This is a genomic window from bacterium (genome assembly GCA_020444325.1).
Taxonomy (GTDB): domain Bacteria; phylum Bacteroidota; class Ignavibacteria; order SZUA-365; family SZUA-365; genus BM516.
Map to the genome: position 1 here is coordinate 15,229 of JAHLLD010000012.1, position 21,963 is coordinate 37,191.

At 55.8% G+C, this 21,963-nt stretch carries 10 protein-coding genes and 1 tRNA gene; 8 read left to right on the top strand and 3 right to left on the bottom strand.

The window, feature by feature from the left end; all coding sequences use genetic code 11:
- Positions 1-98 precede the first annotated feature (98 nt).
- From KQI65_14280 to KQI65_14305, 6 genes are all read left to right on the top strand, one after another.
- Positions 99-1,079: a dihydroorotate dehydrogenase-like protein gene (locus KQI65_14280; GenBank protein ID MCB2205906.1), complete on the top strand. Its 981-nt coding sequence runs from the start codon at positions 99-101 to the stop codon at positions 1,077-1,079.
- Positions 1,080-1,376: 297 nt separating this feature from the next.
- Complete coding sequence (locus KQI65_14285) at positions 1,377-2,411, top strand: LacI family transcriptional regulator (GenBank protein ID MCB2205907.1); 1,035 nt, start codon at positions 1,377-1,379, stop codon at positions 2,409-2,411.
- 27 nt (positions 2,412-2,438) lie between these two features.
- Complete coding sequence (locus KQI65_14290) at positions 2,439-5,207, top strand: TonB-dependent receptor (protein ID MCB2205908.1); 2,769 nt, start codon at positions 2,439-2,441, stop codon at positions 5,205-5,207.
- 34 nt (positions 5,208-5,241) lie between these two features.
- Entirely contained in the window at positions 5,242-9,015 is a 3,774-nt protein-coding gene (locus tag KQI65_14295; GenBank protein MCB2205909.1) for a hypothetical protein, read from the top strand.
- Positions 9,016-9,033: 18 nt separating this feature from the next.
- On the top strand, positions 9,034-10,053 hold the full coding sequence (locus tag KQI65_14300; protein MCB2205910.1) for a PorV/PorQ family protein: 1,020 nt from the start codon (positions 9,034-9,036) through the stop codon (positions 10,051-10,053).
- Between the two features lie 79 nt (positions 10,054-10,132).
- A complete protein-coding gene (locus KQI65_14305) occupies positions 10,133-13,876 on the top strand; it encodes a T9SS type A sorting domain-containing protein (GenBank protein ID MCB2205911.1) in 3,744 nt (1,247 codons plus the stop codon).
- A 108-nt stretch (positions 13,877-13,984) separates the two neighbouring features.
- On the opposite strand, the gene KQI65_14310 is transcribed toward KQI65_14305, so the two are convergent.
- Entirely contained in the window at positions 13,985-16,756 is a 2,772-nt protein-coding gene (locus KQI65_14310; protein ID MCB2205912.1) for a VWA domain-containing protein, read from the bottom strand.
- Between the two features lie 177 nt (positions 16,757-16,933).
- Between KQI65_14310 and KQI65_14315 the strand changes: the two genes are divergently transcribed.
- Both KQI65_14315 and KQI65_14320 read left to right on the top strand, forming a co-directional pair.
- Positions 16,934-17,006 (top strand) — tRNA-Met (locus KQI65_14315).
- Positions 17,007-17,063: 57 nt separating this feature from the next.
- Positions 17,064-17,675 (top strand): RNA methyltransferase, encoded by a 612-nt coding sequence (locus KQI65_14320; protein ID MCB2205913.1) that lies wholly within the window; start codon positions 17,064-17,066, stop codon positions 17,673-17,675.
- 74 nt (positions 17,676-17,749) lie between these two features.
- On the opposite strand, the gene KQI65_14325 is transcribed toward KQI65_14320, so the two are convergent.
- Positions 17,750-19,789 carry a VWA domain-containing protein gene (locus tag KQI65_14325; protein MCB2205914.1) on the bottom strand — a complete coding sequence of 680 codons (2,040 nt, stop codon included), beginning with the start codon at positions 19,787-19,789 and terminating at the stop codon, positions 17,750-17,752.
- A gap of 3 nt (positions 19,790-19,792) precedes the next feature.
- Complete coding sequence (locus KQI65_14330) at positions 19,793-21,904, bottom strand: VWA domain-containing protein (protein MCB2205915.1); 2,112 nt, start codon at positions 21,902-21,904, stop codon at positions 19,793-19,795.
- Between the last annotated feature and the right edge of the window lie 59 nt (positions 21,905-21,963).

The window sequence follows — 21,963 nt, forward strand, 5'->3', positions numbered from 1 at the left end:
GAGACGGACTTGCGGCACTGATGGGGATTTGTGATATTCCTCTACGGGAGCTTTTCATCCTGGAGAAATACCACACCATCGTCTGACGGAGAACACACATGCCGAATATTTCCACGACGTATATGGGACTGCAGCTTCGCAATCCCATCATAGTGGCCAGCAGCGGACTTACGAAAAACATCGAACGTATAAAAGAAGCCGAGAAGGCAGGCGCGGGAGCGGTCGTCCTGAAATCGTTGTTTGAGGAGGTGCTCGCAGAGAAGGATTTCGGCCTCAAGGAAGGCACGGTCGATCATACCGAAGCATACGATTACTATTTCGCGCATCTCGAACTGCTTTACGGGGCGTCCGATTACACCGACCTCATCCGTGAAGCCAAGGCGGAAACCACACTGCCTGTGATCGCGAGCATCAACTGCGTTTCCTCGAAGTGGTGGCCAGATTTCGCACGTCAGGCGGAAGGTGCAGGCGCCGATGCGCTCGAACTCAATGTGTTCACCACCGCAACCGATCTCACCTTCGACGGACGCAAGATGGAGGAGCTGTACTATGAGATTCTCAGCACGGTCAAACAGAAAGTCGGAATTCCCGTCAGCCTGAAAATCGGTCCCTACTTCTCCGCCCTGCCCAATGTCGCTGTGGAATTCGGTCGCCGTGGACTTGATGGACTCGTCCTTTTCAACCGCTTCACACAACCGGATATCGATATCAATGCGCTTTCGCTGAAAACGACGTTTGCGTTCAGTTCGGAGGCGGACATGCATCTCCCACTGCGATGGACGGCATTGATGTCACACTACCTCCCGTACGACATCTGCGCGACGACGGGTATTAAAACCGCGGAAGATGTGATCAAACTGCTCCTTGCCGGAGCTCCTGCCGTGCAGGTGGCCTCCGTGCTCTATGACAGAGGCATCGAACATGTCGCGTCGCTCAATGAAGGTATCGAACGATGGATGTCCGAGCACGGATTTGAATCCGTGGCCGATTTCCGTGGAAAACTCAGTTTCCACCAGGCGGACAAAGCGGCCCACTATCTCCGCGCGCAGTTCATGGAAAAAATCTCGGAAGTGGAATAATTCTCCTTTCCTCGTCCAACTGCTGAGATTTTCGCACATCCCCTCCGCTCTCGCGTGAGGGGATGTTTTTTTTTATTTTTTTTTCCATGTGAATTCTCCTAGAAATTTTCTTGAAGCGTTTCCTCTAACCCCTTCCATGAAACCCGCTTCTCTGTTTCCTACACACCGCATTCCTCGTAACAGTCATGATTTCACCATGTTCCGTCGCCTGGAACACTTGACAAAATAAAATCCATCCCTTATAATGGAAGTGCTTCCAATTCTTATAGCAACCATGGCACCCTTACGGAGGAAAGTTTGGGCGTAACCATATATGATATCGCCAAAGAGGCCAACGTCGGCGTTGGAACCGTTTCCAGGGTGCTGAACAATCACCCGTCGGTTTCCGATACCACGAGACAGCATGTCATCGAAGTCGCCCAGCGACTTGATTACCGGCCAAATGCCTCAGCGCAGCGCCTTGCCCGGCGAAAGAGCCGAACGATTACCGCCATCATGCCTTACATCACGAATTACTTTTTCGTTGAGCTGCTGGGCGGTATCCAGGATGCACTCTTCGAGCGGGATTATGATCTGCTGCTTTACGGCGTCAATCATCCAAAGCAGATCGAGGTGTACCTGCAGCGCTCGCTTCGTGCGGGACATTCAGACGGCATGCTGATTGCCTCCATCGACCTCCCCCCCGACTACACACAGAAATACCTAAAAAACAATTTCCCGATCATTCTGCTCGACAGATTCAACGAAAACTTCGACTCGTTTTTCGTGGAGAATGTCGAAGGCGCACGTGCCGCCACCGAGTATCTGATCTCGCTGGGACACAAACGTATCGCCATGATCACGGGTATTGAAGACACGACCCCCGCTCGTGAGCGTTCGACGGGGTATCTCAAGGCACTCTCCGCCTATCCACACGTGAAAAACATGGGTATTCACCACCCGGTAATGGAATCCAAAAACGATGGTTTCAGCAAGGATGCGGGCTATGAAGTCATGAAACGCATTCTTGGCATGCCCGAAGATGAGCGTCCCACCGCAGTATTCGTGACCAGCGACATCCAGGCCTTCGGCGCCATGCACGCCATCAAGGAGACCGGTGCTTCCTGCCCCGAAAACATGTCCATCGTCAGCTTCGACGACATCGAGCTGGCGCACTATTATGGACTGACGACCATGCACCAGCCCATCCGGAAACTCGGCGTGCTGGCGACAGACAGGTTGTTCGCACGAATGGACGACAACAGTCTCGAGCCGCTGCACCGTCGCTTTACGCCGGAACTGATGATCCGCCAGACAGCCGGACCGCCCCCTTCGCGCTTCGGTACCCTGTAACACTCTCGCAACCAATGAGCGGTGACAATGAAACGTTGGTATGCCCTTCTCATCCTGTTGTTCCTCCCCTCCGTCGTCCTGGCTGGCTCGACCGGAAAGGTCGCAGGCAAAATCGTAGACGCCGAGACCGGGGAAGGAATACCCGGGGTCAATGTCATTCTCGTCGGCACCACACTCGGCGCCGCGACGAATTTGGATGGTGAATACTCCATCCTCAATATTCCCCCGGGGACCTATGAACTGAAAGCCACGGCGATCGGCTATGCACCGGTGACCGTGCGTGAAGTCAGGGTCAACATCGATCTCACCACACGCATCAACGTCGAGCTCGGTGAATCCGTCCTCGAGATGAAAGACGAGGTTGTCATCACAGCCTCTCGTCCCCTGGTGCGCAAGGACCTCACTGCGTCTACTGCCGTTGTCGGCGACGATGAAATCCAGGCGCTCCCCGTCACCGAAGTCAGCGAAGTGCTCAACCTGCAGGCGGGGTACATCGACGGACATGTGCGCGGCGGCCGCCAGGGCGAAGTCGCGTACTGGATCGACGGCGTGCCGGTCACCGATGTGTACGACGGCGGAACGGTCGTGGAAGTCAACAAGAATCAAGTGCAGGAACTGCAGCTCGTCAGCGGTGCGTTCAACGCCGAGTACGGCCAGGCACTTTCCGGCATCGTCAATATTGCCACCAAAGACGGCAACAATGACTTCAGCGGAAGCTTCGGTACCTACTTCGGCGATTACGTCAGCAATGCATCCGACATATTCCTGGGGATTGATGAAGTCGAACCGTTCGCGATCAGCAACTTCGACCTCTCCCTCTCGGGTCCCGTCATCAAGGATTACGTCTTCTTCACCGTCAACGGAAGGAAAAATGCCTTCGGCGGCTGGCTGAATGGCGAGCGCCGTTTTAATCCAAGCAATGTCGCATACATCGACAGCGCCGGGAATTTCATCGAGAGCCGCGATCCTGATCAGGGACTCGGTGATGGCAGCATCGTGCCCATGAACAGCAGTGACAAGCTGTACGGACAGGCCAAGCTGAGCGTGCGCATCACGAAAAACATCAAGATGTGGTATCAGTATATCCACGATGATGTCAGCTATCAGGATTACAATCAGTTCTACAAATACAATCCCGATGCAAATCCCACGAATTATCGTCTCGGACAGACCCATCTCGCACAGCTGACACATCTGCTGTCGGACAACACCTTTTATACCCTTGGTGTCTCCGTCTTCGACAAGAATTTTCAGCGCTATGTCTATGAATCCACCACTGACCCCGGCTACGTCCACCCCAACCTGCTGACCGCCATCACGCCGTACAGCTTCGCGACAGGGGGTGTGGACATGCAGCATTTCGAGCGCAACACGAACACGGTGGTCGGGAAATTCGATATCACCAGTCAGATCACGCAGCAGCATCTGGTCAAGGCGGGACTGCAGCTGAGCAGCCATGAGCTGTTCTTCAACAACATCACCCTGCGTCCTGTGGAAATTCAATCGGATTTCGATCCGGCGACGGACGATCCCCATATCGCCACGCGGATTCTGGATGTCAGTACGATTTACCATGACGAATACACACGCAAGCCTATGGAGTTTGCGGCATACGTGCAGGACAAGATGGAGTTCGATGACCTGATCATCAATCTCGGTATGCGCTTCGACATGTTCGATCCTGCGGGACAGGTGCTCGCGGATCCGACAGACCCGAGCATTTATAATCCCATTCGTCCCGAGAACCGTTTTCACGACACCAATGGAAACGGCATTCAGGACGCAGGTGAACCCGACGTGACCATCGCCGAGCGTGAGAGCTACTGGTATCGCGACACTGAGGTCAAGTACCAGGTGAGTCCGCGCTTCGGCGCGGCATTCCCGATCTCCGATCGCGGCGTGCTGCATTTCAGCTATGGACATTTTTTCCAGATTCCCCGTTTTGAGCTGCTTTACACGAACCCCTACTTCAAACTCGGATCGGGAACCGGGAATCAGGGTACGATCGGAAACGCCGACCTGGAACCCGAACAGACCATCAATGCGGAAATCGGACTGCAGCAGCAGCTGACCGAAGACATTTCCATCGATGCGACGGCATACATCCGAGATACACGTAACCTGGCCGGAACACGCGCGGAACAGATCACGATCTTCGGCGGGTCTGCGACGTACTCGAAAGTGGTGAATTCGGATTTCGCCTACACGCGCGGTGTGGTGCTGTCATTCAACAAGCGATTTGCAGACGGACTCGCAGCCACACTGGATTACACGTTCCAGATCGCGCGCGGCACCGCTTCCGATCCCTACGCAGCGCAGCAGGCAGCCGCTCGCGGAGATCTTCCTGAAGTGCAGCTCACCCCGCTCAGCTGGGACCAGCGTCACACCGTCAATGCTTCGGTATCGTACAGCGCCTCCTCCTACGGCGGAAGTTTCATTTTCCAGTACGGCAGCGGCATGCCCTATACGCCACGTCGTACCGAGGATATTACCTCGCTGATCACGAACAGCCAGTTCAAGCCCAATACCGTCAATGCCGACATGCGGTTGTACAAGACCCTCACGTTCGGCACACTCGATTTCATTTTCTTCCTGCGCGTATTCAATCTCTTTGATACCGAGAATGAAGTCGGCGTCTTCGACGACACCGGCCGAGCGGGATACACGACGGATCTTGAACGCATCAAGGCGCAGAACACACCGGAATACGTGAACACGATTGAAGAATACTTCACCATTCCGACCAACTACTCCGAGCCCCGCCGCGTCGAAATCGGTGTGAGCGTGGAATTCTGATCATGAGATTATCGATCAAATCATACGGATGTCTATGAAACGACAATGGTACATCATCGCCTGCGCTCTCCTGCTGCTCGCAGCTGAGCTGTCCGCCCAGAGCGGCCGGGAATACCGCCGTTCCAACGTCATGGCCGGCAACAGGGTGAAAACCGTGTTCGGAAACTGGGGCGTCATCGGACAGCCGGCCACCGGTGGTCCGCGTGGAGCATGGATTTACGACAACGACGGGTATCTCGGAGACGTCAGTCCTTTCGTCGGTGCTGAAGTGCAGTGGAATGGCACGACCTTTCACTCTGTCGTGACTGCTCCGATGGATCGCCCGACATCCCGCCGTGACGAATCACCTTCCGGCATACCCTGGACCTGGGAGCCGGTCTCCGGATATTTCAATGCGAGCCAGGACGGTGTCGCCCTCCTGACCGATCCGGAAACCTGGCCTTCGTTCTGGCCCGACCGCCTCAACGATGCGACGGATCCCGGCTGGCGCGGAAGCTGGAACGGCTTCTTCGGAAAGACGTCCAGTAGTGACGAGGAAACGTATTTCGTCATGGACGACAACGTGGACGAGCGCTACAATTTCGCGGCCAACAACACACTGGGCGTGGCGTTCAAGCCGGATTCCCGCAAGCCGTCGCGAAACGGACTGGCACTGGAAATGCGCGTGCGAGGACTGCAGTGGGCGCAGTTCCTGGCGCAGGACAACATTTTCTGGCTTTATGAAATCACGAACACGGGGACGACGAATTATAATCGTGCGGTGTTCGGAATGCTCGTTGGCACGTACATCGGTGTCACCGGCGGAGATGATTCGCCCGGTGAATATGATGACGATTTCTCCTTCTTCGATGTAGAGAAGGATCTCACGTATACCGGCGACTATCCTGACAATAACAGCCGCAACCCGAGCTGGGTCGGTCCTGTCGGGATCGTGGGCTATGCGTTCCTCGAAAGCCCGGGCAACCCCTTCGACGGTATCGACAACGACAATGACGCCGATTTCGCTTCGGCCGCCCCCTACTTCCAGGCTGACAGCTTCGATTCAACCGTGGCCTCGACGGGAATGACACTCGTACTTATCGACGACAACTACGAACGCAGCACCGTACAGCTCGGATCCGCCCCTATGACGGTGAATACGCGTGGACTCGAAATCGAGGTTGTCCCCGGCAGCACGGTACTCATGGAAGGCAATGTCATCACGGACGCCCAGGGCAACAGCATCGTCAATCCCAACGCGTACGACGGCGTCGACAACGATCTCGACGGCATTATCGACGAGAACTACTTTCTGCATTACCGCCAGTTGAAGCGCGACACGCAGGGCAACACGCTCATCGATGTGCTGCGTCCCGTACGTCATGTCGACTATATCACCGGCTCCGGCACCAGCGACAATATGGTTGATGAGCGTCGAGACGATCTGGTTGACAACGACGGCGACTGGAATATCGATTTCGACGATGTCGGACGCGATGGCGTCGACGAAACCAATGACTACGGCGAAGGTGACGGTACGCCAACCTCCGGCTATGATTTCGGTGGTTTCGATACCGGGCTCCCCGGTGAACCGAATATTGACAAGACCGACGTCGATGAATCGGACCAGGTAGGACTCACCTCCTTCCAGTATTTCACACCGGCCAGCGATGTCACGCTTGCTGACGACAACGATCTCTGGGACCGCATGGCACCGGGATTCTTCGATGTCCCGACCTCCATTGTCAACAATCGTCCCCAGCGGGGCGAGGACGGCGACTTCATTTATGGATCAGGGTACTTCCCGCTTCTCGCGGGCGGCACCGAGCGTTTTTCACTCGCCCTCGTGTACGGTGGCGGACAGGGTGGTTTTTCGACGGATCTCGTCGACCTCCTCAAGCACCGTGAAACCGTACAGAAAATCTATAACAGCAACTACCGCTTCCCTGTCGCTCCCGACAAGCCAACACTGCGTGCCGTGGCAGGCGACGGTGAAGTGACACTTTACTGGGACCGTGCCGCCGAACGCTCCTTCGACCCTGTCCTCAAGGAATATGATTTCGAAGGCTACAAGATTTACAAGGCGACGGATCCGAACTTCATTGACGCTGCAACCGTGACTGACGCCGATGGCATCGTCGTCGGCTTCAAACCTGTTGCACAGTTCGATCTCGACAACAACATCCAGGGGTATTTCCGACCGAGTCCCGCTCTTTTCGAAACCGTCTCGGGACGCTCATACAACCTTGGAAGCAACACCGGCCTCGAACACTCATGGACGGATCACGAGGTGCAGAACGGCCGCACCTACTACTATGCAATTGTCGCGTATGACCGTGGGAACGAACAGACCGATATCTTCCCCGCCGAAAACTCGAAGCGCGTGCGCCTGACGGCGACCGGCGATCCTGAGCTCGACATCAACACGGCGATGGTTGTGCCCAATGCTCCGGTTGCGGGCTATGTCGAACCACTTTCCGGCGTCAAACTCACCTCACCAACCTCCGTCGCAACCGGTGCACTCGCCTACGAAGTGCTCGATGCGATGCGTCTCGAACCGAACAGTTACGAGGTAACGTTCGAGGATGTTATGTCTGACGAAAAGGACAACGATGGAGACGGCATCATCGACCAGGAAGATTTCCAGGAGCTGGCGCAGATCACGACCACATACAGCGTCCTGAACAAAACGCAGCAGCAGTTCGCGTTTACCATCGAAGACACCCTGCCCGTCAAACTGCCGCATGAATATATCAATGCGGATGACGTGCTGGTGCGCACGGCGGCGGGTCCCGTGCTTCCGACGCAGTATCACATCGACACCCGGCGCGGCGACATTCGTCCCACCAGCGCGGGCAGCCTCTCCGGAGACTATGAAATACTCTACACCTATTACCCGGTGTATCGGAGTCCCTACATCGCCGGCAGTCCCTACGTCTCCGAAGCCATCGACTCCGACATCTTTGACGGACTGCAGCTGAACTTCCAGAATGACTGGCGTATCGATCTGGTCGACAGTCTTTCCGGCTTCCGCACAGCAAACCCGACGAAGAGCATGATTTACACCTTCGCAACCACCGACATTCTGCTCGGTCCGGGAGATACGCTGCGAGGCGCCCGGTATCCGTCTGACTACGAAATCCGCTTTGCGAACAACATCATCGACACTTCAGCCGCACTGTACGGCTCCCCCGCAATACCAGTGAATTTCACCGTCTACAATGTGACCGAGGATCATACCATCCCGTTCATCTTCGTCGACACCGACGGTAATGAACTGCTGTCGAAAACCGATCAGGTCGCCTTCTTTGACCTCAAGCAAAATGGCGATCCCTTTTTCACATGGATCATGGCCTTTGAAAATCGTCCCAGTATGCCTGAAGACACGGTGTTCGATTTCGGCGATGGAGAGATGGTAGAGCTTCGGACGAGCAAACCATTCCGCCATGGAGATGTGTATACGTTTTCACCTTCGCTCCCCGAGGTCGACGAGGTGCAGGCGGGTGATCAGCTGAGCAGAGTCGGTGTGGTTCCGAATCCGTATGTCGCGGCCACGATTCATGAGTCGCCCCTTCCCCCGGGCGTAACCACCGGTCGCGGTGAACGAAAGATCGACTTCATCCACGTTCCGCGTGACTCGAAGATCAGCATTTTCACCGCCCGTGGTGATCATGTCATCACGCTCCGGCACGAAAGCGCCATTGACGACGGAACGGTGACATGGAACCTGAAATCGAAAGAAAACCTGGATATCGCCTACGGTGTGTACTTCTACGTACTGGAATCACCTGTCGGTGAGAAATCCGGAAAAATTGCAATCATCAAATAGCCAGGACATGGAGCGCTTATGAACACCCTGCTACGATCTGTTCTGCTCGCATTGCTCGTTGCTGCACTGCCCATCGCCGCCGGTGCGCAGAGTAAGGTCGGCACGACTGCGGCACAGTTTCTCGGCATCGGCGTCGGTCCACGTGCCGTGGCTATGGGCGGCGCCTATGTCGCCATGAGTGATGACGCCTCTGCCATGTACTGGAACCCGGGCGCGCTTTCGCGCATGGATCATTCCCAGGTGGTCGCCTCCCACACCGGATGGCTGGTCGGCACCGACCTGAACTGGGTCGCGCTGTCATTGCAACTCGACGCCAGCAATACCGTGGGCATCAGCCTGACGCAGCTCGACTATGGCGAAGAAGAAGTGCGTACGGTGGTGCAGCCCGAAGGTACCGGTGCGCGATGGACAGCGCAGGACCTGGCATTCACCATCAGTTACGCCAGAAACCTGACCGACCGCTTCTCCATCGGCGGATCGTTCAAGTACATCACGCAGCAGATCTGGAACGAAAGTGCCTCGACGATCGCGTTCGATCTCGGACTGATTTTCACGACGCCGTTTGACGGACTCCGTCTCGGCGCATCTCTCTCAAACTTCGGTGGCGACCTGCAGCTCGACGGCAAGGATCTCACCCGGCGCATCGATCTCGATCCGGAAAACACGGGGAACAACGAAACGATTGTCGCAAACCTGAAGACGGATTCCTGGGAATTGCCGCTGTTCTTCCGCGCCGGCATTTCCTATGATTTCATGCGCAACGACCTCTTTCGCTTCACGATGTCCGCCGATGCGGTGCGTCCGAACGACAACAACGAGCATGTCAATCTCGGTGGAGAATTCGGATACCGCGACATTTTCTTCGTACGCGGCGGATACAAGGCACTATTCCTTGCGGATGCGGAAGAAGGACTCACGGCCGGCGTCGGACTGCATTATCCCCTGTTCGGAACGACCGCCGCCGCGATCGATTACACGTATCAGGAATTTGGAGTATTTGACGGTGTGCAGACCATCACGCTGTCGATCGATTTCTGATCCATAACCATTACTGGAAGCAACAGCTTTAATGCGTTCGCTCTATAATCTCACTTCAACGTTTTTGGAGGTACCCTCTATGAGAAAAGGCTTATTCTTTGCCGCAGTGTTGATGCTGACGCTGTTTGCGGGAAGTGCCATGGCACAGACCGTAGACGTGACGTTTGTCATCAATACCGCCACCGTGCCGGATACGCTCTGGCCGGATGAGGCCTTTGTGCAGATGCGCGGCGATACATCGCCGCTGACCTGGGACAATACGAGTCCGGTCGTGTTCACCAACGCCGGCGGCGATTACTGGACTGCCACAGTCGCCTTCCCTGAGAACACTACCGTGAATTACAAACTCTTCACCAATGCGGTCGACAGCGAGGGCGACAACGCCAACAAGGGTTGGGAAAACGACATCGATCCCGACGGCAACCGCGTACTGACCACGGGCACGACGAATATGACTGTGCCGGTGCAATTCGTCAACGGTTCGCCCGATCGCCAGGAGCAGTTCTGGACCCCGTGGCCGCCGCAGCAGGACAGTATCGCTGTCTGGGTGCGCGTCAACATGCAGGGCTGGGAAGGCTTCAATGCTGCAACACAGTTTGTCGGCGTCCGTGGCGCTGCATCCCCCGACTATCTCGGCAACCTGAGTTGGGGACACACGAACTTCCTCACACAGGAACAGCCGCATGGAAACGGCGGCAGCCGCCAGTACAGCGCGGGCAATTTCTATTCCGGACTGGTCCTCATCCCGAAGGACGAGGTGACGGATGGACAGACCATCGAGTACAAATTCGTCATCGTCAATTCCAACGACCCGGACGAAGATCCTGCTACCTGGGAAAGCCGCAACAACCGAACCTTCAACATCCCCGTAGGTAAAGCCGATACCACGCTTATGTGGTCATGGTTTGATGATGTACGTCCCGTCCCCTTCGTGGGAAGCGACACCATCGTTGTAAACTATACCGTCGATATGAGCACCGCCATTCAGGAGCGCGGCTTCCGTACGGGTGATACCCTCTTCGTCCAGGCAGGATGGAGCGGCACCGCACGCAACCTGGCCGGTGAGAGTCCGACTCGCACCATCCTGACCAAGCAGGGATTCACGAACACGTACGTGGCCTCCGACACCCTGGTGCTGAAGAAAGGCGATCGCGTGTTCTACCAGTATTACGTGCAGAAAGACGGTCAGGATATCCGCGAAACCTACTTCAATTTTGCATTCGAGGAGAGCAGCGATCCGCTTGCAGAGCGCCGCTTCTTCACACCGGATGCAGACAACTTCGATGTGATGGATACGGAAGACAGTCGCGTCAGCGCCAATCGCATGCCGCGTTTCCGCAATACCTCCGTGCTGTCGCAGCCTGTCACCGTCACCTGGGAACTTGATGTGCGTCCCGCCATTTACCAGGTCCTGGCCGGCGACACGCTGGTCGATATCCAGGGCAATGACAGCGTCATTGATCCCGCCAGCATTCTCACCAACGGTGCATGGATGAATGGTCCCGCCACCGGCGGATGGACGACCTGGGGTCTTACACTCCGCGAAGACCTTCCGAAAAAGATGTATGACGATGGCACGAACGGCGACGCTGTCGCCGGAGACAGTGTGTTCACCGTGCAGATCATGTATGCACCGGACAGCACCGGATCGAAGAAGTTCATCGGACAGGAATACAAGTTCGGTATCAATGGCGGCGACAATGAAGGAGGATTCGGCAACAACCATATCGCCAACATTGACGATTCGCAGGATGAAGTGACCATTCTCACGCAGTGGGGATCCATCGATCCCAACTTCTACGACGCATGGGATTTCGATCTCCGTCAGCCCAAGCCGCAGAGCGTGGAAGTCACGTTCATGGTCAACACCGCTACGGTGCCTGACACCCTCTGGCCGGACCAGGCCTTCGTGCAGATGCGTGGTGACACCGCCCCGCTGACCTGGGACAACACCAGTCCAGTTGTGTTCACCAACGCCGGTGGAGACTACTGGATGGCGAAAGTCGAATTCCCCGCGAATACGACCGTCAACTACAAGCTCTTCACCAACGCCGTGGATGGTGAAGGCGACAACGCCAACAAGGGTTGGGAAAACGACATCGATCCTGACGGCAACCGCGTCCTCACCACGGGCAACAGCGACATGATGGTGCCTGTGCAGTTCGTCAACGGCTCGCCCGAGCGCCAGGAACAGTTCTGGACTCCATGGCCGCCGCAGCAGGACAGTATCGCCGTCTGGGTGCGCGTCAACATGCAGGGCTGGGAAGGATTCAGCTCGGCCACGCAGTATGTCGGTGTTCGCGGCGCTGCATCCCCCGACTATCTTGGAAACCTCAGCTGGGGACACACGCTGTTCCTCAATCAGGAGGAACCGCATGGGAATGGCGGAAGCCGTCAGTACACCGCCGGTAATTTCTACTCCGGTCTCGTGCTGATCCCGAAGGATGAAGTCTCCGATGGCCAGACCATCGAGTACAAGTTCGTCATCGTCAATTCCGATGATCCGGACGAAGATCCCGCCACGTGGGAAAGCCGTAACAACCGCACCTTCAACATCCCCGTGGGGATGGCCGACACCACACTGCAGTGGGTATGGTTCGACGATGTGCGTCCGGTGCCCTTCGTCGGCAGCGATACGATCAACGTCAACTACACGGTCGACATGAGTACGGCCATTCAGGAGCGCGGTTTCCGCACGGGTGACACCCTCTTCGTCCAGGCCGGATGGAGCGGTACCGCTCGCAACCTGGCCGGCGAGAGTCCGACCCGGACCATCCTGACCAAGCAGGGCTTCACGAACACCTATGTCGGTTCCGAAACACTTGTGCTGCGGAAGGGCGACCGCGTCTTCTACCAGTACTACGTGCAGAAAGACGGACAGGATATTCGTGAGACCTACTTCAACTTCGATTTTGAAGACAGCAGTGATCCCCTTGCGGAGCGCCGCTACTTCACGCCGGAAACTGACGATGTCGATGTGATGGATACGGAAGACAGTCGTGTCAGCGCCAATCGTATGCCGCGCTTCCGTAACACTTCCGTCCTCTCGCGCGCCGTCACCGTGACCTGGGAGCTGGACCTTCGTCCCGCATTCTACCAGGTGCTCGCCGGCGATACGCTGGTCGATATCCAAGGCGTGGAAAACGTGACAACGACTGAGTTCATCCTCAACAACGGTGTCTGGATGAATGGTCCCGCCACCGGCGGATGGACGACCTGGGGACTCACCCTGCGTGAGGATCTCCCGAAGATGATGGTCGATGACGGAACGAATGGTGACGCTGTCGCAGGTGACTCCATCTACACCGTCCAGATGATGTACGCACCCGACAGCACGGGTTCGAAGCAGTTCGTCGGCCAGGAATACAAGTTCGGCATCAACGGCGGCGACAACGAAGGCGGGTTTGGTAATAACCACATCGCCAACATTGACGATTCGCAGGATGAAGTCACGATCCGCACGCAGTGGGGATCCATTGACCCGAACTTCTACGATGCATGGGATTTCGATGCGGGCGGTCCGAAGGTGACTTCCGTCTCCCGTCTCGACGTGGTACCTGCTGGTTACACTCTCGAGCAGAATTACCCGAATCCCTTCAATCCGACGACCACGATCACCTACTCCATCACCCGATCGGAAAACGTGACCGTTAAGCTGTACGACGCACTCGGAAACGAAGTCGGTACGCTCATCAACCGTTATCAGACGCCCGGCACCTATCAGGTGACGCTCGACGCAGCCGATCTCGGCAGCGGAACGTATTTCTACCGCATGACGGCAGGTTCGTTCTCGCAGATCCGCAAGATGACGCTGGTCAAGTAAGCCCGGCCTCACGCTTTAACTGATTTTCCCCGAACATAAGCACCCCCGTCAGTCTCCATCCGTTATGCAGATGGGTCTGACGGGGGTGTTTTTATTTTCCGAATGCCGCTAGTGCAGCAGCACCTTCTTCAGCACGAGTCCCTGTGCGCTCTGACAGCTGACGAGATACATCCCCCGGGGGACATCCGTCATATCAAACACGACCTGCCGCACGGATCCCACGCGATGATACACGCTGTGGGATCGCAGTTCCTGTCCGAGCAGATTGAGCACCTGAAACGATACCACCCCTTCAAACTGCCCGCGGACGCGCACCGTGAACTGTCCCAGCGAAGGATCGGGAAACACATCAACGAGCATGCTCTCGGCCACAGGCAGATCAGCTGCGCCGAGCGCATACGCGACGAAGGCGTCGGATCGTGATCTGCAGCTTTCTACCACCCAGGTTTCCACCGTGTATGTGCCGGTATCCTGCATCACGTAGACGCTGGTATTCGCTCCCGGGATCGGAATTCCGTTCCGGTACCACTGCAGCGGAGGTGATGCAGTGGTCGACAACGTATTGTTCTCACGAAAGATCGCAGGCTTCTGGGGAACGGGAAGGATTGTGACGTCTACGGTCTGCGAATGCCCGACACGTCCCTGCGCATCCAGTACCGCAACAGAATAGCTTCCCGATGTGCGCACGACGATGCGCCGTGTGCTTTCCCCCGTACTCCAGCGGTACTGCGGGAAGCCGGCCTCAGCTTCCAGCACCACACTGTCGCCACTGCAGCATACAGGGCTGCCCTGCACATCCACCGTGGTCGTGAAATCCTCCGGAATAAATGGAAGCACAAGCGTCTCGCTGCAATTGCGCATGAGTACACCATCGTTCGTGAGGGTACTCTGAATGTTGAAGTGGTCACCCCCGGTGAGTGAAGTCGCCTGCACCTGCCATGTCACTGAAGCGCTTCCCGACGGTGGAATCACGTCCGGCGACAGTGTCTTGTGCAGCGTTTCCCCTGGCTTGAGATACAATCCCGCCGGCAGCTTCAATTCCGCGCCAAGTGTTCCGCTCTGCACGTCACCGATATTCTCAACGTTCAGGCTGAGATCGAATGGATTGGGCACAAATTTGCGCGTGCTCGCATCGAATGACAGTTCCGGCAGTTCGTAGCTGCAGGACAGCACTGCCGCCGCCGCAATGATGTCCTGCTGTTTGCAACACATAACATTTGCGTGATTCGCGAAGGTCGTGGGGAAGCACAGTTGACCAGTAGTATCACTGCTCTGCGCTTTCACGTGCACCATCCAGGCAACTTCCCCTGCGTCATTGACCTCGATGTCGCCTACACTCTGTTCCAGATCGCGTGGTTCGAGCAAATCATAGATGTTCGGATCGAACTCAATGCGCACGGTACCCCCCTGCGCTTCCTTCGTCCCCCGATTCTCGAGACGGACCCGCACCTCAAAGGGCGACGGAAGATAGCTGCCTGATTCGGTATCCCATTGCAGACGGGAAGGAGCCGTGACCGCGCAGGTCACTCCCGGCGCGCTTTCCGTGAGCGTCACGCTCCCGTCATCAACGAGCGGGATAAGACAGCCCTTCTCGTGCACGGCCTGCTCAACCTCGATCGGGAGGGAGATATCCGTCGAGGTCGTGGCGGTTGTGAATACCGCGTAGCATAACGTACCACGTCCGGTGATCGCACGCACTGTCGGAATGCGCAGCTTCCCCCCCTGCTGCAGGTCGGCGATGTCGATACGCATTCCCTCAAGCAGCGTACCAGGGGGCGTTTCCACGCGATCGAGCTGCAGCCAGTTCTTGTCATAGCGCAGATCGAGACTGAGGGGATAAAGATTTTCGTTATACATCTCCGAAAGCATCTCGATCGGCACCCATGCCTCCGTTCCACCGGCAGCCGTGGTTTGTCCGACGGTCAGATACTTGTTGCGAAATGTGCTGGAATCGAGAGGCGCAAAATAGTTGCGATGCTTTGAATCGCTCCCGTTGCAAAGCTGGGGGATGTTCAATACCACTTCGTGCTCGAATCCGTCAGCGCATCGGGGTTCGTAACTGACTACGCACTCCTGGAAAAACTCGAAGAGTACGGTAGAAATGTTCTTGTATATTTCTTTCAATCCATCCGCATCCGGGGCTTCGTAATAATTCCCACCTGTAATCTGAGCGAGGTACGACAATTCGTCCCGCCGAATAAAATCTCCGTACCCGATCGGAAAGACGCGGATGTTCCGCTCGACGGCAAAGGCGATGACTTCCTGCAGGTTATGCGATGAGAAATTGTCGTCACCATCAGTAAGCACAATGACCGCACGGCACTGATTGCTGCGGTTCATCAGATGCACCAGCCCTCGATACACGCCGTCCCACAGCTGCGTTGACCCGACTGCGGGCAGCTTATCCACAGCATCTTCCAGAGAGTCTTTCCGCGTCGTCGGGTAGATTTTCGAAACCACGTGATTGTTGAAATACACCACGCAGGCTTCGTCCACCACGCCATCCATGTTCGCGATGAAGTTGCGTCCTCCGGCTTTCGCACCGGCATTCCCTTCCCCGACCATGCTGCCGCTGGCATCGAATACCAGGGCAACAGAAATGGGACAGCGATCTGTTGGATCGGGACACCAGATACCAAAATCATCGAGCTTTCTACCATCCTCGAAAATCTCGAGGTCCATGCTCTGCAGGAAGTAGTTTTTGATATTGTCGCAGCCAACGGAGAGATACACCTCAACGATCGGCCAATCGAGGCGAATACGCTTGAACGTGAGATTGGGCTGCGCGGCGGTTTCGACAGGCGCTGCAAAGATCATCACCGCACATGTGGCAACGGCGAACCATACGACGGAAGGAGGAAAGCGCAGCGACGGTTTCATGCGATTCAGGCAGTTATGATACTGAAAACATGGGAGTAGGATGCCCCCGTCCCGAATATAACACCTCGATGGCCAAAATGTAACAGACACATCCGCCCCCTCTCACGGGAGGGATGAAATCAGCACCGTTCATTTGGATTTCAGGCGATCTACCCCTACATTTGTAGTCTCTATCAGGGCGGGTTAGCTCAGTCGGTAGAGCAGTGGAATCATAATCCACGTGTCGGCGGTTCGAGTCCGTCACCCGCTACAGGCCATCCAGGGGATGGCCTTTTTATTTACATCAACTCCGACGTGAGAGCATGCCATGCGCAAACATACGATTGATACGATAACCGAAAGGAGAAAAAAGCGTCTCGAAAGTGTCCTGCGCCGGCGTCAGACGGGTCTGACCATCGTCATCGAGAATGTCTGGGACCCACACAATGTGAGCGCCATCCTGCGATCGGCTGATGCCGTGGGCATCAGGACCGTGTACCTGCTGTACACCATCGAAAAAGCACCGAATCTCAAGCGGCATGGCAAACAGAGTTCGGCCAGTGCAAAAAAGTGGCTGAACTTTCGTGTCTTCGACGATACGGAGAAGTGCTTCGAGGCCCTGAGGGAAGAAGGTTTCCGTATCTACGCATCGCATCTGACAAAGCACGCCATCGGACTCCACGACATCGATTTCTCACAGAAAACAGCGATAATACTGGGAAATGAGCACCGCGGCGTTTCGGAAGAAGCCTGCGCGTTGTCTGACGGAGTCTATTTCATCCCCATGATGGGCATGGTGGAAAGCCTTAACGTCTCGGTTGCAGCGGCTGTTTCTCTCTACGAGGCCCTGCGGCAGCGCAACGAAGCGGGACTGTATGACGCTCCACAGCTGGGTGAACACGGGGTGCAGGAAACACTGATCGAATGGGCGCAAAAATAAGCTGATGAGAGGCAGGATGCGCGGGATTCCTGCAGGGGAGGTACAAAATCGCGAGGTATCGAGGGGAATCGTTGCTAGCGTAAGTTGAGGACGCCACGGACGGTCTGTTGTTCTCCGAACGTCAAGACAATCAGGTATTCTCCGGGTGACAACTGAGGGAGATCTACCTGGTGCAGATAGCTTCCAGCAGTCAGATATGCCTCAAGAAGCGTATGGACCAATCTCCCCTGTGCATCGAGCAGCTGCAGCCGCACCTGTCCGTCATGCGGAACAGTATACGAAATCGATGTTTTCCCATTGAACGGATTCGGGAAATTCGCGAGGTTCAGCTCCGGCTCCCTTCGCCGTAGCAATGGCCTGCAGATTCCGTCGATGATGACAACAGGCTGCTCGACCGAACTCCTGATCGCACAATTACTCTGAATATCGCTGAAACTCAAAGTGAGCGGGATGAATTGCACGTCTTTTGTGCCCACAGCACTGTAGCGAAGAATGAACAGCACGCTGTCCGCATTCCCCGATCCTGTCAGACGGGCCGTAACCTCGAGTCGTCCATCATTCGGCTGCAGCAGCAGATCACCGTCCTCGAGCATCGTCCCCGCTGTCATCACATCTTCAAAAATCAACGAAGGCGATGGATCAAGTATCTCCATCCCGAGCTCGTAATACTGTCCATCTTCCGGAACCGGCGACAGATAGACGGGAATCTCCACGATATCACCGTCAGAAACGAGAACGGTGTCGGAGGAAAGCAGGAATTGCTCTTCGCAGGCTCGGATTTCGAGGCTGCTTCCTTCCATGGAAACTATCATCGGACAGAGTGCGAACAGCTTCCCATCCACGATTTCCATTCGGGTTTGCACATCGTCCGATCGACTGTAGGTGGAGAACATTACCTGGAGCAGCGTCCCTGAAGAAAAGGCCGGTACGAAATTATTCAGAGCAATCCGCAGTTCTCCCGGAATCACTTCCGTCACCTGCACATTGCCGCCCGCTGACATCGTCCCAACGGTGGAAATATGCAGAAACTGCATAAGCGAAGCATCGTAATTGATTGTCAACGCATAGGATAGCGGCTGCGTAATCGAGAGACGCTCGAAGATGTTGACTGGAACGGCCACACTGTCTTTCGCGACGACTCCGGCAACCGGACCCAGTCTCAACGTCGCAGGAATAAGTTTGTTCTCAACATTGTAAAAGGTATCCGCCTCCCCGACGAATCCGAGTCCGGCAAGCGTCAGGTTCACGTTACGCAGGCTGCCGTCGAGGCAGGGGTTGGAGGAAGTGTAGCGGAGAACGCAGTCGTCCGTCAGCAATTCAGCGCCGAGCTGAAGAAAAATGTCCTTCAATTCGCTGGCAGTGGGACTGGGCATGTAGCGTCCCCCTGTAGCACTGGCGAGCGAACGGAGCGATCCTTCATCGATGTCCTCACCCAGGGCGATCGGATATACCGGGATGTTCTCCGTCTGTGCCTTCCTGATGACATCGCTGAGATCATTCGTCGTACTTCTGTCTCTGCCATCGGTGAGGACGATGAGAACGCGGCGTCCAGCCCGGGACTTGAGCTGATCCAGGGCGTCCACAATGGCGTCCCATAAAAACGTTCTGCCCTCGGCATAAATCGGGTACAGGCTCGCCTTCAGCGAAGCGATATCCGAACTGAAATCATGGTCCACGATGAAGCGGTGCACCCTGTTTCCCGCGGTCGCACTGAATCCATAAATGGCGGCCTCATCTCTTGATGTCAGGAGATCAAGAAACACTTCGACCGCCGCGGTCGCTTCCTTGATCTTGACACTGTCAACGATATTGGCAGCATTTCGCAGCATGCTGTTGGACCGGTCGACGAGTATTGCCACGGAGAGCCGAATACTGCTGTCTTCGGGACAGTCAAACGCTTCAACGATCTGGGGAATGCCGTTTTCTTCCAGGTAGGCATTATTGACCGTGGGTTTACTGCTGTTCGATGTCGCACGCTGCAGCTTGACAGCGAGCACGACCGTCGGAAACTGGGAAATGTCGATATCCGTAATATCCACCCCATTCCCCACCTGCGCAGAAAGCTGACTGCAAAACAGTACTGCGCCCAGCAGCACTGTACATGCAAAACGCATGAGCTACCTCGTCACTACAATCTTTTGCGTGCGAACCACTCCGCGGCTTCGGAGCACCGCAAGATATATGCCGCTCGCGAGCTGCTGTGGACGCCAGGCGGTTTCATATCTGCCGGCATCATAATATCCATCAACCAGTACCGCCTGACTGCGGCCGAATTCATCCACGATTTCAAGGAAAACATCCGATGCTTCCGTAATGCTGAATGCAAGGTCGCAGTTCGGATTACTTCCGGATATCGGGTTGGGGCGACTGGCTTCAAGAATCGGTCCCGCCCTGCGCCTGAGCAGCGGCTTACAGATTCCATCGGCAAACACGCGTGCTCCATACAGTTGAATCAGCGGAGTACAGGCATCAATGCCGAGCCCGGGTGCGAACTGCTGCAATGTGGCGGATTCTACCTTGAACGAGACTTCCTGCGCTTCCTTGAGTTCCGCGGCACGGAAGCGGAGTATGATGAGAGGATGTTCGTCAACCTGCGGGACTCCGGGACCGGCGGCAATGTGAAGCGCGTCTCCCATCGGTGTCACGCTCACGTCGAGCTTTGCACTCAAGGTACGCTCGATGAGATAATCGACATACGTGAACACGCTGCCGTCGTACTCGAGCTGGAGATCGTAACTCAGCAGCTGGACAGGATCCAGCGTCGCGTCAAGTACCAGGGGTACTGTGACGATCGATCCCGGCGCAGCGACTATCGTCGTATCGAATCCAAGAACGATGGAACTCGGGCAGCCAGCCAGCAGCATGGTGCTGCCTTCTGCATCAGGCAGTACTTCACAGATTTGCTGTACCGGACCGACATCCAGTCCAAAATACGTGGTATCGATATTGAATCGCTGCAGTACCTGCATATCGAGGGCAACCACAGCATCGGGACTGTTGTATGAGATGCCGCGCCGCGGTACCGCACCGCGCGCACTGATGCGCTTGTGTCCGTTGCCCATGTCGGTAAGCTGCAGATTCGCCGGGTCAAACACGGAATTGATATTGGAGAGGCCTGAAATCTGCACGAGTGCGGGATCATACGTCACGTCAATATCAAAATCCGTCGGTTCGCCGGCCCTCAGCTCCCCGTCACCCATGATCGGGATGTCGTACCGCTCTCCCGAGGAAATACTGCTTCCTGGAAACGCGTAAGACAGAGACAGCCGGGATCTGAGATCCGGCAGTGTGTAGGAATACTCTTCTGACGCAACCATCCCCTTCACCTCGGCCTGCAGTTCAACCTTGCGTTCGGAACCATTTCTGCAGGTATCGGGCGATGTGTAACGAACTACACAGCCGATTGTGTAAATACTTTCAATAATCGTAGAGAAAATCGCTTCGAGTTCTTCACTCGTGGGTGCAAAAAAGGCTTTTCCCCCGGTTCCCTCTGCAATACGGGTCAGTGTATCGACATCCTGCCGGAATGGATCCGTCGGATCGCGATAGAAACCGAGTCCGATAGGATACACCGGCACTCCACGCGACCAGGAGATATTGATCGCCTGCTCCCTCGTGTGACGCGACCGATTGTCTACGCCGTCCGTGAGAATGACAATAACGCGCTTGCCTTCCTGGTCTTCAAGGTACCCTGACGCCGTAACAATGGCGTCGTAGATGGCAGTCCCTGCGCGCAGGTACATTCCGGCAGCTGCATCGGCGAGGCTGGTCTTGTCGGTCGTGAAGCTCTGTTCCATCCAGAAATCCCCGGCAAAGCTCGCGAGAGCCCCTACGTCAACTGCGCGCAGCTTCTTGAATCCCTCACTGAAGACGTTCTTGGCCGTGCGCCATTTGACGCTGTCGGGATCCTTCTCGTACGTTCCTTCCTTGAATGCCATGCTGTAGCTGACATCCATGAGGAAAAAGAAATTGACCTTCTGCGCACCCTTGAGATCGCCGCAATCGACGGTGAGCGGAAACATGCGCACGCCGTTCTCAAACAGAATCAGGTTCTCAGCTCCGACGGAGTCGAGTGTCGCGGTATTGTCGAGCAATTCAAACGGAATCGCGATACTCGGATAGTCCGAGAAATCCGGATCACCGAGTACGAGCTGAATCTGAGCATGCGCGGCAGAGCTGCTCAGCAGGAACAGCATACCTGCCAGCAGCATAGTCCTGATCGCGTCCATTTGAATCCTCCTGGACACTGCAGTGTATCCTTTGATCTGATGGAAAAAAATACCACCAG